Below are 15,599 nucleotides of genomic sequence, written 5' to 3' on the forward strand. Positions count from 1 at the left end.
GTAGCGTGGCGCCATGATCAAGCTCGACCCCCGCGATATCGAAATTCTGCGCGTGCTGGCGCGCGAGGGCCGCATCACCAAGGCGGCGCTGGCCGAGAAGATCAACCTCTCGCCGACGCCCGCCTGGGACCGGCTGAAAAAGCTGGAGAAAGCGGGACTGATCGCGGGCTATCGCGCGACCTTCAACCTCAAGAAGCTCGGGCCGCATGTGACGCTGTTCGTCGCTGCCGAACTGGCCGATCACACCGCCGCCAGTTTCCAGACATTCGAGCGTTCACTGGATCAGCACCCGGAGGTTGTGGGTTGCTGGGCTCTGGGCGGAGGCTTCGATTATCTGATGCAGATCGTGACCCGCGACATCGACGCCTATCAGCGGCTGATCGACTCGATGCTGGACGCGCGGATCGGCATCGCGCGCTACTTCACCTATATCGTCACGAAAGAGGTGAAGAACGCCGCCATGCCCCCCTTCGACCTCTTCGCAGACCAAATGGACTGACGGACGGCGCTATTTCAGCCCAAATCCGGGGCCCGCGCAGTCCATTCGGACTATTACCCTGTGAAATCGGGCGCAGAGTGATCTCAACCAAGGAGGTCTCTCATGCTCGACACCGCCATTTCCGCCCGCCCCGATATTGCCGACAAGCGCCTGCTGCGCAGCTTTGCCTATGTAAACGGCCGCTGGATCGCGGGCGAGACGGGCGAGGTCATTCCAGTTACCAACCCCGCCAATGCCGAACGTCTGGGCGATATCACCGCGCTCAACCGCAGCCAGTCGCGCGCGGCGGTCGATGCCGCCCAAGCCGCCTTTCTCGACTGGTCGATGACGCTGCCGCAGGAACGCTCCGCCATCCTGCGCCGCTGGTTCGACTTGATCATCGAGGCAAAGGACGATCTCGCGCGGATCATGGTGCTCGAACAGGGCAAGCCGCTCAGCGAAGCTCTGGGCGAGATCGACTATGCGGCGAGCTTCATCGAATACTATGCCGAAGAGGCCAAGCGCCCGAATATCGAGGGCGTCACCTCGCATCTGCATGACGCAGAGGTGGAGCTGTGGCTCGAACCCGTGGGCGTCGTGGGCCTCGTCACGCCGTGGAACTTCCCCGCCGCGATGTTGACCCGCAAGGCCGCCGCCGCCATCGCGGCTGGCTGCACCGTGGTCGCCCACCCCTCGCATGAGACGCCCTATTCGGCGCTGGCGCTGGCGGAACTGGCCGAGCGCGCGGGCCTTCCCGCAGGCGTGTTCAACGTGTTGACCGGCCACGCCCCGGAAATCGTCGAGCCGTGGTGCGACGACACCCGCGTGCGCGCGCTCTCCTTCACCGGCTCGACCGAAGTGGGCCGCCTGCTCTATCGCCAATCGGCTCAGACCGTGAAGCGGCTGGTCCTCGAACTGGGCGGCCACGCCCCGGTGATCGTCTTCAAGGGCGCCGATCTGGATCAGGCCGTGGAAGAGGTGATCAAGGCGAAATTCGCGACCTCGGGCCAAGACTGCCTCGGCGCGAACCGGATCTATGTCGAGCGCCCCGTCTATGACGAGTTTTGCCGCCGCTTCACCGAAGCCACGCAGGCACTCACCGTGGGCATCGGCATGGAAGATCCCGATATCGGCCCGCTGATGAACGAAAAGGCCGTGGCCAAACAGGAAGAGCACGTCGCCGACGCGCTGGCCAAGGGCGCGAAACTGGCCTGCGGAGGCAAACGGCTCGATCGCGGCCCGCTGTTCTTCGCGCCGACCGTGCTGACCGACGTGCCTGATAATGCCAAGATCATGCATGAAGAGACCTTCGGCCCGGTCGCCCCGATCACCGTCTTCGACACGGAAGAAGAAGTCTTCGCCAAAGCCAACGCGACCGAATACGGGCTGGTGGCCTACGTCCACAGCCAGAACCCGAAACGCATCTACCGCGCCACCCGCGCGCTGCAATTCGGCATGGTCGCGGTCAACCGCACCAAGGTCACCGGCGCGCCGATCCCGTTCGGCGGCATGAAGCAATCCGGCCTCGGCCGCGAAGGCTCGCGTCGCGGAATGGAAGAGTTCATGGAAATCAAATACGTCTGTCGGGATTGGGGTTAACTCCCCCGCCTGCCCGGACGGCCCAAGACAAGAAGAAGGAGAGAAAATTGCTGACCAATGACCAACTCGACAAGTGGGATCGCGAAAGCTTCTTCCACCCCTCGACCCATCTCGCCCAGCACGCGCGCGGCGAGTCTCCCAACCGCATCGTCACCGGCGGCAAAGGCGTGTTCATCGAGGATCGCGACGGCAACAAACTGCTCGACGCCTTTGCAGGCCTCTACTGCGTGAACGTGGGCTACGGGCGCACCGAGATCTCCGAGGCCATCGCCGAGCAGGCGAAGGAGCTGGCCTATTACCACGCCTATGTCGGCCACGGCACGGAAGCCTCGATCACGCTGGCGCATATGGTCCTCGACCGCGCGCCCGATCACATGTCGAAGGTCTATTTCGGTCTGTCGGGCTCGGATGCGAACGAGACCAACATCAAGCTGGTCTGGTATTACAACAACATCCTGAACCGCCCCGAGAAGAAGAAGATCATCTCGCGCTGGCGCGGCTATCACGGCTCGGGCCTGATGACCGGCTCGCTGACGGGTCTGGAACTGTTCCACAAGAAGTTCGACCTGCCGCTGAGCCAGGTGATCCACACCGAGGCGCCCTATTACTACCGCCGCCCCGATGAGGCGATGTCGGAAGAGGCCTTCACCGCCTATTGCGCGTCCGAGCTGGAGCAGCTGATCGAACGCGAAGGCCCCGACACCATCGCCGCCTTCATCGGCGAGCCGGTTCTGGGCACCGGCGGCATCGTGCCCCCGCCCGCGGGCTATTGGGACGCGATCCAGAAGGTGCTGAACAAATACGACATCCTGCTGATCGCCGACGAGGTCGTGACCGGCTTCGGGCGTCTGGGGAGCATGTTCGGCTCGGATCACTACGGCATGAAGCCCGACCTGATCACGATCGCGAAGGGTCTGACCTCGGCCTATGCGCCGCTCTCGGGCACGATCGTTTCCGACAAGATGTGGAAAGTGCTGGAGCAGGGCACCGACGAGAACGGCCCGATCGGCCACGGCTGGACCTATTCGGCGCACCCGATCGGGGCTGCGGCCGGTGTCGCGAACCTCGAACTGATCGACAAGCTGGGCCTCGTCGAGAATGCGGGCGCGGTCGGCAAATACCTCAATGACCAGATGCGCGCCGCTATCGGCGAGCACGCGAATGTCGGCGATATCCGCGGCGAAGGCATGCTCTGCGCGGTGGAATTCATGGCCGATCGCGACAACCGCAGCTTCTTCGACGCATCCGACAAGATCGGCGCGAAGATCGCGGGCGCGATGGTCGAGCGTGGCGTGATCGGGCGCGCGATGCCGCAGGGCGACATCCTCGGCCTTGCCCCGCCGCTGTGCCTGACCGAGGCGGAGGCCGACAAGATCGTCGAAGTCACCGCCGATGCCGTCAAATCGGTTCTGGGCTAAGGCCCCTCGGCAGGGGTCGTCTTACGAGGCGATCCCTGCCAGCCATTCGGCAATCGCCGCGCGGCTGTCTGGATCGGGCGAATGGTGACGCACCATGAAATCGTCGAACCAGTCGCGCCGCGCCTCGGGCGTTTGCGTATCTGCGGTCCAGTCGATCTTTGCGACCATCCGCTCTGCATCCCGATGACAGCGCCCGCAGGATTGCGCGAAAAGCTGCGCCGGATCGGTCTCGGCCAAGGCGGCCCCGGCCCAGATTGTCAGAAAAACAGTCAAAAAGACGCGCATCACGCCCTCCCGAGAAACTCCAGAACCGAACGCGCCGCGCGCAGACCCGGCGGCTCACCGCCCTCGCCCAAACGGCGCATCACCTCTTCCATCGCGGCCATCTGCTCGTCGCGGGCCGCGTCTTCTTCCAGCAACTCAAGCATTTTCGCCGAGATGTCACGCGGCTTGCAGTCGGGCCCGAGGAATTCCGGGATCACCCGCGTCTCGGAGACCAGATTGACCAGCGTCACCGTATCGATCTTGAGCATCCGCGAGATCACGTGCCAGGTCAGGAAATTCGCGTCATAGGCGATCACCATCGGCACCCGGTTCGCCGCCAGCTCCAGACTGACCGTGCCCGAGGCCGCCAGCGCGATATCGGCAGCAGCAAAGGCGGCGCGCTTGTCGTCGGCATTCTCGACCACGATCGGCGCGACCGGCCAGCGCGCCGTCATCTCGCGCACCATCGGCGCGACGCCCCGCACGGTGGGCAGCACGACACGCAGCCCCGGCTCGCGGTCGCGCAGCTGCATCAGCGCTTCGTCGAACCGGGCCCCAAGCCGCTTGACCTCGCCGCGCCGCGAGCCCGGCAGACACAGCGCCAGCGGTTGGTCTTCGCCGATCATATGGGTCTCGCGGAAGGCTGCGGCATCTGCCCCGGTCGCGCGCGGCTCGGCCACGACGGGATGGCCCACGAAATCGCAGCTCATCCCGGCGGCTTCCATATAGGGCGGCTCGAACGGCAGCAGCGCAAGCACGTGATCGACCACCCGCGCCATCTTCGTCGCGCGCCCCGGACGCCATGCCCAGACCGAGGGCGCCACATAGTGGATCACCTTGAGATCAGGGCGCTTTTCTTTCACCAGCCGCGCCACGCGCAGGCAGAAATCGGGACTGTCGATCGTGATCAGCGCCTCGGCACCGCTTTCGACCACGTGATCCGCGGTCTCGGCGATGCGGCGTTTCAGATGGCGGTATTTCGGCAGGACCTCCATCAGCCCCATGACCGACAGTTCTTCCATCGGGAACAGGCTGGTCAGCCCCTGCGTGCCCATCTCCTCGCCGCCGATGCCGGACCACTCGACGCCCGGCGCAAGCCCGTTGATCCCCGCCATCAGGGCGCCGCCGAGCTTGTCGCCCGATGCCTCGCCCGCGATGACGTAGAGCCTCATGACGCTCGCGCCCAGAGAAAGAGGCCCGCAGCCTCGGCGGCCTCGATGACCGCGTCGCGATCCAGAAGCATCACGCCGCCCGCCTCGAAGGCGATGCCCGAAAGGCCAGCGGCGGCGGCGTTCTTGACCGTCTCGACGCCGATGGCAGGCAGATCGGCACGACGGTCCTGATCGGGTTTTGGCGCCTTGTAGAAGACTCCCTTCACCGCTTTAAGATCGCCGCGCAAGCCTTTGTGGTGCTGCACGAATTCCAGCATCGCATCGGTACCCGGCAGGGTCTCGACCGCAAGGCAAAGCCCGCGCCCGACGACCGCGCCCTGACCGATATCAGACGCCCCAAGCGCGGCCACAATCTCGGCCCCACGCTCGGCATCTTCCTCGTCCACGACGGACGGTTTGCCGCATAGCACGCCCGCCTCGGGCAGCAGCGCGGGCGCGATCTCATGCGCGCCGACGACCTGCAGATCGAACTCTTCGAACACCTCGATCACCGCGCGCAGCGTCGCATCGTCGCCCGCCTGCATCGCCATCGCGAGCCGCGGCACCAGCTGCGCCGAGCGGGGATCGAACTGCTCGGGATCGATCGCCGGACGCTGCATCGCGCCCGCGAACACCACACGCTCGATCCCGCGATCGGCCAGTTCGTCGAGAAACGGCACCAGCCGCTCAATCCGAAAGCGCAGATGCTCGCCGTCCAGATCGCAAGGCGCGCCGATCATTTCGCAGACGAGAAGATCCGGAACGGCCTCGGTCAGGATCGCGGGCAGACGGCCAGCCCCGGCGATCAGCGCGGTATGCGTGCCCCCGCTCATTTGCCGGGCGTCAGGAAGCTGCGCTCGGACGGGCCGAGGATGAAATCGAGCACTTCGCGCGCCAATTCGCCTTCGACGCCCTCTTCCGAGAGCGTTCGCGCGCTTTCGCGGAAGCTGCCCTGACCGAGTGCCTCGACGGTCTTGCGCAGCGCGGAGATTTCCTCGCGCGGCGTGCCACGGCGCTTCAGCCCCACGAGGTTCAACCCTTCGAGCCCCGCGCGCGGTCCCGCGACCAAGGCATGCGGGATCACATCCGCCGTCACCATAGACAGCGCGCCGATGATCGCGCCGCGCCCGATCCGGACGAATTGGTGCACGCCTGACAGACCACCAACGATGACGTCATCCTCAAGCTGACAATGCCCCGCGAGCGCCACGGAATTCACAAGGATTACACGGTCGCCGATCTTGCAGTCATGCCCGACATGGCAGGACGACATGAACAGCCCGTCATCACCCACCTGAGTGAGCCCACCGCCGCCATCCGTCCCGGTGTTCATCGTGACGTATTCGCGGATGCGGTTGCGCTTGCCGATCTTGAGCCGCGTCTTCTCGCCCTTGAATTTGAGATCCTGCGGGATCTGCCCGAGCGAGGCGAAGGGAAAGATCTGCGTCTCCTCGCCAATCTCGGTCGCGCCCTGCAGCACGACATGGCTTTGCAGGCTGACGCCCCGGCCCAGCACAACCTCGGGGCCGATCACGCAGAACGGACCGATCCGGCAGTCCGGACCGATCACCGCGCCGGGTTCGATCACCGCGGACGCGTGGATCTGCGCGCTTGGGTCAATGCTCATGCATTCAGCCCTGAAGGTCCATCATGGCGGTGAACTCGGCTTCGGCCGCCAGTTCACCATTCACCGTACCCCGGCCTTCGAATTTCCAGATCTTGCCGCCGCCGCGCTTCACGGTGACATGCAGTTCGAGCACGTCGCCCGGCACCACTTTGCGGCGGAACTTGCACTTGTCGATACCCATGAAATAGGTCAGCAGCGGCTTGTCGATCACGTCGAGCGAGATCCCAACCACCACGGCAGAGGTCTGCGCCATCGCCTCGACGATGGTGACACCGGGCATGATCGGCTCTTCCGGGAAGTGGCCCTGGAAATGCGGCTCGTTCGCGGTGACGTTCTTGATGCCGACCGCGCCCTTGTTCGGGACGATGTCACGCACCTTGTCGATCAGCAGGAACGGATACCGATGCGGAATGATGCGCTTGATGAGCGACAGATCGGCTTCGGTATAGGGGGCGGGTTCGGTCATGAGCTGTCCTCGTTCTTGGGCGCACTGCGCCTGCGGCGGTACCAATTTGCCGCATCACGCGATCGTCGCTTTTGGATTGTTGCTAGCAATCGCGGCCCCGCTTGGCAAGCAGCGCGCGCTTGCTATTGCGCTGGTGCGGTGTCGGTCGGCGCAACCTGATTGTTATCTTCGACCGGCAGACCGAGCGGTAGTCCCGGCGCATCTCGGGTCGCGCCGTCGAGCGTGGAATTGCCGCCCGATTTGCCAGCGGAGTTGGGGCTGCTGTCGACAAAGACACCCGCCTCGCCGTTTTGATCCGCGCCTGCGCCGCTTGACGATTGGCCCGAAGCGGGCTGGTTCGAACCAGGCTGGTCCGGCGTCGCGGGCGCACCTTGAGCCGCATCCGCCGAGCCCCCGTTCGACGTCGGCGGCACCAAGGGCGTCACGCGCCCGGCCCCGTCCCCGATCTCCTTGTCGACGCGCGCGCCCAGTTCAGCCGTTACATCGGCCTGCGCGAGCCCGCGAATGATCGCGCGGGAATCGAGCACCACGACTGCGCCGCGCGCCTTCAGCACCTCGTCGAGCAGCGGCACCACGGTTTGCACGAAGGTCTGGTGTTCCTGATTCAACTGGCGCTGGATCGCATCGGCCTTGGCCTTCTGGGCCTTGCGGATATCGGTCGCCCGCGTGTCGAAGGCATCGGCGGCTTGCTGGAACTGATCCGAGGGCATCGTCAGCCGCTCCTCGGTGAGCTTGCGCTCTTCCGCCTCGAGTTGACTGGCGATCCGGTCGTTTTCCTTGCGCAGCGCGCTCGAAGCGGACTCGATCTCGGATTGCACCCGCTTGCCCCACAGCGAGTTGTCGTAGAGCCGCTCCCAATCGAGGGTGAGGACCGCGCTCTGCTGGACGCGCGGCCCGGCTGCAGGCGCCTGCGTGTGGGGCGTCTGCACCGCGGATTGCGCGACAGCCGCGCCGGGCCCGAAGGCCAGCGCGGCTGCAATGAAGGAAACGGTGACGCTGCTCAGACGCATCGCGCGCCCTTAGAACTGCGTGGAAAGCGACAGATCGAAGTTCTGGGTCTTGTCGTAGCTTTCTTTCTTGATCGCCCGCGAGAAGTTCAGACGCAGCGGACCGATCGCGGATTTCCAGAAGATCGAGACACCGACCGCCGAGCGGACATGCATCGAGTCGTCGACTTCGTTGCCGCCGGTCCCGGTCGTGTCGTCCAGACCCCAGACCGAGCCCACGTCCCAGAACACGCCGCCGGTGATGCCGTATTCCTCGGGCAGACCGATCGGGAATTCCGCTTCGACCTTGCCGACCCAGTAGTAATTGCCGCCGAGCGCGTCGGTATTGCCCGCATTGAGGTCACGCGGACCGATGCCGTAGCTCTCGAAGCCGCGGATCTGGCTGCCCGAGAAGCGTTGCAGGATCGTCGAACCGTCCGTGGCATCGACCGCGCCGCCTTCGAGCGAGGCGCGCAACGTCGCTTCCTCGTTGAAGATCTTGCGCTCGCCGACGATCTTCGCGGTGGTCTGGCCGCCTTTCACGTCGCCGCCGACGCCCCAGAACTGCTGATCGACGTTGAACCGCCAGGTGAAGCGCGGGTCGATCTGTTCGCGCGCGGTATCATAGCTGTAGCGCAGACCCGGGCCGCTGTAACGCTGCGTGCCCTTGTCGGCTTCTTCGTTCAGCAGGATTGCCGAGGAGTCGCTCGGCACGTTGTTCAACGTGTCTTCGCCGATCTTGTAGCTCACCTGCAGACGGCCGCGCTCGGAGACCGGGAATTCCAGTGCCGGCTCGACGCTGATGCGGCGCGTGTCGTAAGCGGTGTTCGACGCCGAGCTCGAGGTCGCATAGGCGGCCGAGAACTTCAGCGCCACGTCACGTCCGAGGAACGCCGGCTCGATGAACCGGAAGCTGGAGCTGTTATTGTCCTTGGTCGTGCCGATCGACACGCCGAGATACTGCCCGCGACCGAGGAAGTTCTTCTCTTCCAACGAGGCGTTGAAACCGATCCCGTCCGAATTCGAATAGGAGGCGCCGAAACCAAGCGAGCCGGTGGGCTGCTCTTCGACATTCACGTCCACCACGACCTGATCGGAGCTGCTGCCCGGCTTCGTGTTCACGTCGACCGACTTGAAGTAGCCGGTGCCGCGGATGCGGTCGGCGGCGTTCGAGATCTCACGCGGGTTGTAGGGGTCGCCTTCAACCGTCCGGAACTCGCGCCGGACCACCCGGTCGAGCGTCGCGGTGTTGCCCTCGATGTCGATGCGCTGCACGAAGACGCGCGGGCCACGGACCAGCACGAAATCGACATTGACCGACTGCGTGCGCGGGTCCTGGGTGATGCGCGGCTCGACGCGGGCGAATTGGATGCCCTTCTTGATCGCAAGCTGCTCCATCCGGGTCACGGCCAGTTCGATCGCTTTCGGCGAGAAGGTCTGCCCTTGGCGGATCTTGGTAAGCGGCGCGAAATCGTCAGGCGCGACGCCGTCGATCTCGGAAGTCGTGTTGATCGAGTTGAAGTGGTATTTCTGCCCTTCGATGATGTTGAAGGTCATGAAGAACGCATCGCGCTGGCGCGACATCTGCGAGGACACGCCGGTGACCTGCACGTTCTTGTAGCCGCGCGCTTGGTAGAAATCGATCAGCTTCTGACGGTCGACCGGGATCCGGTTCGCGTTGAACGTGTCGTTCTTGACGAAGGTGCGGAAGATCCCCGCCTGCTTCGTCTCGAGCACCTGACGCAGACGACGGTCCGAATAGGAGCGGTTGCCGGTGAAGGTCACGCGCTCGATCGAGGTGACCTTGCCTTCCTTGATCTCGAAGGCGACGTCGACGCGGTTATTGTCGCGGCGGATGACCTTCGGCACCACACGGGCGGCCATGCGGCCGTCCTCGGAATAGGCGCGCGCCAGACGCTGGGCGTCGGCTTCGATCTGGGCGGGATTGTAGACGCGGTTCGGCTTCGCCTGAATGATCGTGGCGAGCTGCTCGTCCTTGATGATCTTGTTGCCTTCGAAATTGATCACGCTGATCGTCGGATATTCGGTCACGGCGATCTTGAGCGTGTTGCCCTGCGGCGTGATTGCAACGTTCTCGAACAGGCCGGAATTCGTCAGACGCTGGTAAGCGGCGTTGAGATCGGCTGCGGTGACGGCTTGATTGCGGGCGATTCTGGCGAAGGACAGAATCGTCGCCGCGTCGACGCGCTCGTTACCGGTGATCACCACCTGCGAGAAACTGTATTGCTGCGCCTGAGCGATCACGGGAACCGCAAGGCAACTCATTGCAACTGCTGGAAATACTACGCTGGCCCGCAGTGCCTTTCGCGTCGCACAGAGTCTCAGCATAGTTTGCACGCTCATAGACATCGCCCTCTCCCGCCGGAAGTTCACTTTTTCCCTTTGATAAGGGTCGTACCGAAGGGCGTAAGCGATGTCAAAGCTGGGATGGGGGCTCAGACCCGAGATTTTGTGGAGCGCGATCATCTTGCCACGAAAGAAAGGGCCGCGAAGGCGGCCCCGGGATCGACGATGAAGGGATTTTGCGGGCGTTTCGTGCCCTTTTCGGACCGGCTCAGATGCGCTGGAAGCTGGAAGCGTCGCCGCCGAGAATGTCGATCAATTGAATGCCGATCAGCGCCGCGCCGAACAGCGCGACCAGAACCGCTGCGATGAACAGCAGCCGGTCCCCGACGATTTCCACCAACGGGCGAAGTTCGCGATAGTGATGCGCGATGATCTCGGACATGAGCGGTCTCCTTCGCGCGATTTGCGCTAAGAGTGCCCTACCCTGCCTTCATGACCGCATTGCGAGGCAATTGTGGCGAAATCTGGGCCGTCACGTCCCCGCTCAGCAGGTCAGATCGTTCCAGAGCCCGAAGACCATCAGCGTCAGCACCAGCGCCAGCCCGATCGACATGAAGACGTTCATCAGCTGATCGGAGGGCGGCTTGCCCGTGATCGCCTCGTAAAGGTGGAACATCAGGTGCCCGCCATCGAGCACCGGGATCGGGAAGAGGTTCAGAAAGCCCACTGCCGTCGACAGAACCGCGATGAACCAGATGAAATCGAGCACACCCGATTTCGCCGCCGCCGCCGAGGTCTCGGCAATGCGCAGCGCCCCGGTCAGGTTACAGCTCGAGATCCGCTGTGCGATCATCGCCTGAATGCCCGAGACCGATTGGGTGATGATACCCCAGGTCTGCCGCGCGCCGCCGACGAGAGCATCGACCGGACCGACCGATTGCGTCACCGGCTCGAACATGAACGAACCCGTCGCCCCGATCAGGAACCGCGTCTCGAACTGCCCGTCGCCCACCGGCAGATCGGTTCGGCGCGGCGCCAGCGTCACGGAGAAGGTCTCGCCGCCATCGCCCGCAGGCCGCCAGATATCGAGCGAGACCGCCTTGCCCTCGCCCGCTTTCACCGCGTCCTGCAGATCGACGAAGCGATAGACCGGCTTGCCGTCGATCGCGGTGATCACATCGCCCGCGCGCAGCCCGGCATCATAGGCGGCAGAGCCCGGCTGAACGCCGGCAAACCGCGCCGGGAAAAGCTGTGGCCCCGTCGCGTCGATTTCGCTGCCATCGCGGGTCACGGTGTAATCGAGCGTCGGGCCTGCGGGCAGTTGATCGACCACATCGGAAAGCGCCTGATAATCCGGCGTGGGCTTGCCCGCCACCGCATCAATCACATCGCCCTGCTGCAGATCGCCCGATCCGCCGGGCAGCGCCACGACCGTCTGGATCGCGGGCGTGTCGGTCGCCTGCCCCGTCCAGAGGCTCAGCCCCGCGATCACGCAGATCGACAGGATGAAGTTGAAGACCGGCCCGGCCGCCACGGTCGCAGCCCGTGCCCAAAGCGGCGCGCCATGCATCGTGTGGCGGCGTTCCTCGGGGCTCAGATGGGCCATTTCCTCGGAATCGACCCCGGCAGAGGCCGCATTCGCATCGCCCAGAAACTTGACGTAGCCGCCAAGCGGCACGGCGGCGATCTGCCAGCGCGTGCCATGCTTGTCGACGCGGCTGATCAGCTTCGGCCCGAAGCCGAGCGAGAAGACCTCCGCCTTGATCCCGGAAATCCGCCCGATGATGTAATGGCCGTATTCATGCACCGCGACGATGATCGAGAGCGCGACGACGAAGGCCACCACGGTATAGAGCAGATTGCCGAATTGGGGCAGCAGGTCCAAAACTCAGATCCTTCCGTGTTCACAAATCGCCATCGCGCGCGCCCGCGCTTCGGCGTCGCAGCTCAGAACCATATCGAGGTCTTTTGCGGCGATTCCAAGACCCTGGTCCCGCGACATCTCGCCCAGAACCTTCTCGACCAGCGTGGCCATGTCGAGAAATCCGATCCGACCGGCGATGAACAGATCGAGCGCGACTTCCTTGGCGGCGTTGAACACGGTGCCCGCCAGACCGCCCGTCTCCATCACATCGCGCGCCAGCCGCAGCGCGGGGAACCGCTCCAGATCCGGGGTGCGGAAATCGAGCTGTCCGATCTTCGCCAAGTCGAGCTTCTCGACCGGCAGAGGTTTGCGCGCGGGCCAGTTGAGCGCATAGCCGATCGCATGGCGCATGTCGGGCACGCCCATATGCGCCATCAGCCCGCCATCGTGGAACCCGACCAGCGAATGGACGATGCTCTGCGGATGGACGAGGACTTCGATCTGCTCCGGCGCGAAGCCGAAGAACTCTTTCGCCTCAATGACTTCCAGAGCTTTGTTGAACATCGACGCGGAGTCGATCGTGATCCGCTGCCCCATGTCCCAGTTCGGATGCGCCGAGGCCTCGGCCACCGTGGCATGGGCGAGTTTCTCCATCGGCCAGTCGCGAAACGCGCCGCCCGAGGCGGTGATGATCACCCGCTCGACCGCGGCGATATCCTCGCCTACGAGCCCTTGGAAAATCGCGGAATGCTCGCTGTCGACCGGCAGGATCGTCGCGCCATGCGCGCGCGCCTCGGCCATCAGAAGCGGCCCCGCGGTCACCAGCGATTCCTTGTTGGCCAGCGCCAGCGTCGCGCCTTGCGAGAGCGCCGCGAAGCCCGGTGCGAGCCCCGCCGCGCCGACGATCCCCGACAGAACCCAATCGGCCGGACGATAGGCCGCCTCGATCAGCGCCTGCGGCCCGGCGGCCACCTCGATCCCGGTCCCGGCCAGCGCATCGCGCAACGCCGGCAGACACTCGTCGAACGCGGTCACGGCCAGATCGGCCTTCAGCGCCACGGCCTGCTCGGCCAGACGCTCCACATTGCGGCCCGCGCTCAGCGCGACGACGTCGTAGGCCTCCGCCCCGCCCTGTGCCATCAGCAGATCAAAGCAGCTTTCGCCGATCGAGCCGGTCGCCCCGAAGACCGAAACCTTCCGCATCGTTCAGCCTTCCGTCAGCGGCAGGGTCATCACCTGCGAGATCAGCATCAGGAAGACGACCGCGCCGGTCAGCGCGTCGAAGCGGTCCAGCACACCGCCATGGCCCGGGATCAGCGAGGAGCTGTCCTTCACGCCGGTCGCGCGCTTGATCGCGCTTTCGGCGATATCGCCCAGCTGGCCTGCGAAGGCCAGAAGCGGCGAAATCCAGATCATCGCGAGCCCGCCGCCCATCTGGGCGAAGAGAAAGCCCACGAGCGCCGCGCCGACCCAGCCGCCGACCGTGCCCGACCATGTCTTCTTCGGGCTGACCTTGGGCCAGAACTTCGGCCCGCCGACCGTGCGACCCACGAAATATCCCATGATATCAGAGACAACGACCACCGCGACGATCCATGTGATCGCGCCAAGCCCTGCCCCTTCACGCAGCGCCACGAGCCCATAGCCCGTCAGCATGATCGCAAGCGCATAGCCCGCACCAAGCCAGCGCCGCCCGGTGCAGATCACAGCCGCCATGATCGGCACGATCAGCAGATAAAGCAGGCCATAAGGCTCATGGATCGCCAAGACGAAAGTCAGCGCAGCCGCCGCCACGAGCCCCAGACCGACCGCCTTGCCGGGGCGTTCGGGGCGCAGCATCGCGGTGAGTTCCCAGATCATCAGACCCGTCACGAGCACGGAGAGCGCCGCGAAGACCGGACCGCCCCACCAGATCGCAGCGAGGCCGATCGCGACCATCGCAAGCCCGGAGGCGAGCCGCGGGACGAGATCGCCCCATTTGCCGGTCCGCGGCGTCTCCGTCACGAGGCAACCCCGCCGAAGCGCCGCTCGCGCCCGGCAAACCGATCGAGAATATCGGACAGCTCGTCCGGCGTGAAATCGGGCCAGAGCGTCGGCGTGAATTCATATTCCGAATAGGCCGCCTGCCAGGGCAGGAAATTCGAGGTCCGCGTCTCGCCGGAGCTGCGGATCACCAGATCGGGATCGGGCATGCCCGCGCTGTCGAGCCGCGACGAGATCATCGCCTCGTCGATATCCTCGGCCGCGAACTTGCCCGCGGCCACGTCGCGCGCAATCGACTGGGCTGCGCGTTTCAGCTCGTCGCGCCCGCCGTAATTGATCGCAACCGCCAGCGTCAGCTTGGAGTTGCCCTTGGTGCGGGTCTCGATCGCGTCCATCGTCTCGCGCAGAAGCGGGTCGAGCGGCGTGCGATCGCCGATGAAGCGCAACTCGACGCCCTGACGCGACAGCTCCGCCGCCTCGCGTTTGATCATCAGCCGGAACATCTTCATCAACCCGAGAACTTCCTGCGTCGAGCGCTTCCAGTTCTCCGTCGAGAAGGCGTAGATCGTCATGTAGCGGATGCCCAGATCGGGCGCGGCCTGCACGACCTTCTTGATCTGCTCGGCCCCTTTGCGGTGACCGGCCAGACGCGGCCAGCCCCGCTGGGTGGCCCACCGCCCGTTGCCATCCATGATGATCGCGACATGCAGCGGCGCCGGGGCGCCCCCCTCATGCCCCTGCGGGGTCTGGGCGATGTCGGGAATGCTAGGGGCCATCGGCAATGTGATCCTTTTCGCTCAAGACGCAGGGGGCTGAGGCAAACGCCTCAGACCTGCATGATCTCGGCTTGCTTGTCTTCGAGCGCCTTGTCGACCTTGGCGATATGCGCGTCGGTCATGTCCTGAACTTCGCTCTCCCAGATCTTCACGTCGTCTTCGGACATGCCGTCGGCCTTGGCCTTCTTGATCTGGTCCATGCCGTCGCGGCGCACGTTGCGGATCGCGACGCGGGCGTGCTCGGCATATTGGGCGGCGACCTTGGTCAGCTCGCGGCGGCGTTCCTCGTTCAGCTCCGGGATCGGCAGCATGATGATCGTGCCGTTGGTCTGCGGATTGATGCCCAGACCGGATTCGCGGATCGCTTTCTCGACCTTGCCGACCATCGACTTGTCCCAGACGTTGATCGTGACCATCCGCGGCTCGGGCACGTTCACGGTGCCGACCTGGTTGATCGGGGTCATCTGGCCATAGGCTTCGACCTGAACCGGCTCCACCATCGAGGCCGAGGCGCGGCCCGTGCGCAGCGACGCGAATTCATGCTTGAGCGAGCTCATTGCGCCATCCATGCGGCGGGCAAGGTCATCGGTGTCGATCTCGATATCGTCGGACATTGGGTATTTCCCCGTTCTTGTTGAGCCTCGGGCCGAGCTTTAGCGCAGCTCGCAGGCGAAAACTAG

General features: G+C 64.7%; 16 protein-coding genes. 3 read left to right on the top strand and 13 right to left on the bottom strand.

The annotated features are described in order from the left end of the window. Nucleotides 1-13 precede the first annotated feature (13 nt). The 3 genes from ACZ7GB_RS13040 to ACZ7GB_RS13050 all read left to right on the top strand — a co-directional run bounded on the left by ACZ7GB_RS13040 (nucleotide 14) and on the right by ACZ7GB_RS13050 (nucleotide 3,495). Complete coding sequence (locus ACZ7GB_RS13040) at nucleotides 14-499, top strand: Lrp/AsnC family transcriptional regulator (RefSeq protein WP_152844310.1); 486 nt, start codon at nucleotides 14-16, stop codon at nucleotides 497-499. 102 nt (nucleotides 500-601) lie between these two features. After that, on the top strand, nucleotides 602-2,077 hold the full coding sequence (locus tag ACZ7GB_RS13045; protein WP_472158998.1) for an NAD-dependent succinate-semialdehyde dehydrogenase: 1,476 nt from the start codon (nucleotides 602-604) through the stop codon (nucleotides 2,075-2,077). Between the two features lie 47 nt (nucleotides 2,078-2,124). Further along, nucleotides 2,125-3,495, top strand: coding sequence for an aminotransferase (locus ACZ7GB_RS13050; protein WP_472158999.1), 1,371 nt, complete (start codon nucleotides 2,125-2,127; stop codon nucleotides 3,493-3,495). Nucleotides 3,496-3,516: 21 nt separating this feature from the next. On the opposite strand, the gene ACZ7GB_RS13055 is transcribed toward ACZ7GB_RS13050, so the two are convergent. The 13 genes from ACZ7GB_RS13055 to frr form a co-directional block, all read right to left on the bottom strand. Beyond that, the gene (locus ACZ7GB_RS13055) at nucleotides 3,517-3,780 is read right to left on the bottom strand and encodes a hypothetical protein (RefSeq protein WP_472159000.1); all 264 of its coding nucleotides are present in this window, start codon (nucleotides 3,778-3,780) and stop codon (nucleotides 3,517-3,519) included. Beyond that, nucleotides 3,780-4,931, bottom strand: coding sequence for a lipid-A-disaccharide synthase (gene lpxB, locus ACZ7GB_RS13060; RefSeq protein WP_472159002.1), 1,152 nt, complete (start codon nucleotides 4,929-4,931; stop codon nucleotides 3,780-3,782). The genes ACZ7GB_RS13055 and lpxB overlap by 1 nt, the downstream gene beginning before the upstream one ends. After that, on the bottom strand, nucleotides 4,928-5,743 hold the full coding sequence (locus ACZ7GB_RS13065) for an LpxI family protein (RefSeq protein WP_472159003.1): 816 nt from the start codon (nucleotides 5,741-5,743) through the stop codon (nucleotides 4,928-4,930). The genes lpxB and ACZ7GB_RS13065 overlap by 4 nt, the downstream gene beginning before the upstream one ends. Next, entirely contained in the window at nucleotides 5,740-6,537 is a 798-nt protein-coding gene (lpxA, locus tag ACZ7GB_RS13070; RefSeq protein WP_472159005.1) for an acyl-ACP--UDP-N-acetylglucosamine O-acyltransferase, read from the bottom strand. The genes ACZ7GB_RS13065 and lpxA overlap by 4 nt, the downstream gene beginning before the upstream one ends. 4 nt (nucleotides 6,538-6,541) lie before the next feature. Then, nucleotides 6,542-7,003 (bottom strand): 3-hydroxyacyl-ACP dehydratase FabZ, encoded by a 462-nt coding sequence (fabZ, locus tag ACZ7GB_RS13075; RefSeq protein ID WP_078520753.1) that lies wholly within the window; start codon nucleotides 7,001-7,003, stop codon nucleotides 6,542-6,544. A gap of 122 nt (nucleotides 7,004-7,125) precedes the next feature. Beyond that, entirely contained in the window at nucleotides 7,126-8,013 is an 888-nt protein-coding gene (locus ACZ7GB_RS13080; RefSeq protein WP_472159006.1) for an OmpH/Skp family outer membrane protein, read from the bottom strand. Nucleotides 8,014-8,022: 9 nt separating this feature from the next. Continuing rightward, the gene (gene bamA, locus ACZ7GB_RS13085) at nucleotides 8,023-10,275 is read right to left on the bottom strand and encodes an outer membrane protein assembly factor BamA (RefSeq protein ID WP_143595060.1); all 2,253 of its coding nucleotides are present in this window, start codon (nucleotides 10,273-10,275) and stop codon (nucleotides 8,023-8,025) included. A gap of 289 nt (nucleotides 10,276-10,564) precedes the next feature. After that, nucleotides 10,565-10,738 carry a hypothetical protein gene (locus tag ACZ7GB_RS13090; RefSeq protein WP_166741394.1) on the bottom strand — a complete coding sequence of 58 codons (174 nt, stop codon included), beginning with the start codon at nucleotides 10,736-10,738 and terminating at the stop codon, nucleotides 10,565-10,567. Nucleotides 10,739-10,840: 102 nt separating this feature from the next. Further along, on the bottom strand, nucleotides 10,841-12,181 hold the full coding sequence (rseP, locus tag ACZ7GB_RS13095; RefSeq protein WP_472159007.1) for an RIP metalloprotease RseP: 1,341 nt from the start codon (nucleotides 12,179-12,181) through the stop codon (nucleotides 10,841-10,843). A gap of 3 nt (nucleotides 12,182-12,184) precedes the next feature. Next, nucleotides 12,185-13,363, bottom strand: a complete 1,179-nt coding sequence (dxr, locus tag ACZ7GB_RS13100; RefSeq protein ID WP_472159009.1) for a 1-deoxy-D-xylulose-5-phosphate reductoisomerase — start codon at nucleotides 13,361-13,363, stop codon at nucleotides 12,185-12,187. 3 nt (nucleotides 13,364-13,366) lie between these two features. Continuing rightward, complete coding sequence (locus ACZ7GB_RS13105) at nucleotides 13,367-14,164, bottom strand: phosphatidate cytidylyltransferase (protein WP_279627338.1); 798 nt, start codon at nucleotides 14,162-14,164, stop codon at nucleotides 13,367-13,369. Then, entirely contained in the window at nucleotides 14,161-14,835 is a 675-nt protein-coding gene (gene uppS, locus ACZ7GB_RS13110; protein WP_472159105.1) for a polyprenyl diphosphate synthase, read from the bottom strand. The genes ACZ7GB_RS13105 and uppS overlap by 4 nt, the downstream gene beginning before the upstream one ends. A 134-nt stretch (nucleotides 14,836-14,969) precedes the next feature. After that, nucleotides 14,970-15,533: a ribosome recycling factor gene (gene frr, locus ACZ7GB_RS13115; protein WP_078550245.1), complete on the bottom strand. Its 564-nt coding sequence runs from the start codon at nucleotides 15,531-15,533 to the stop codon at nucleotides 14,970-14,972. Nucleotides 15,534-15,599 lie beyond the last annotated feature (66 nt).

It is taken from the genome of Thioclava sp. PTB-PU3-1 (assembly GCF_055666785.1).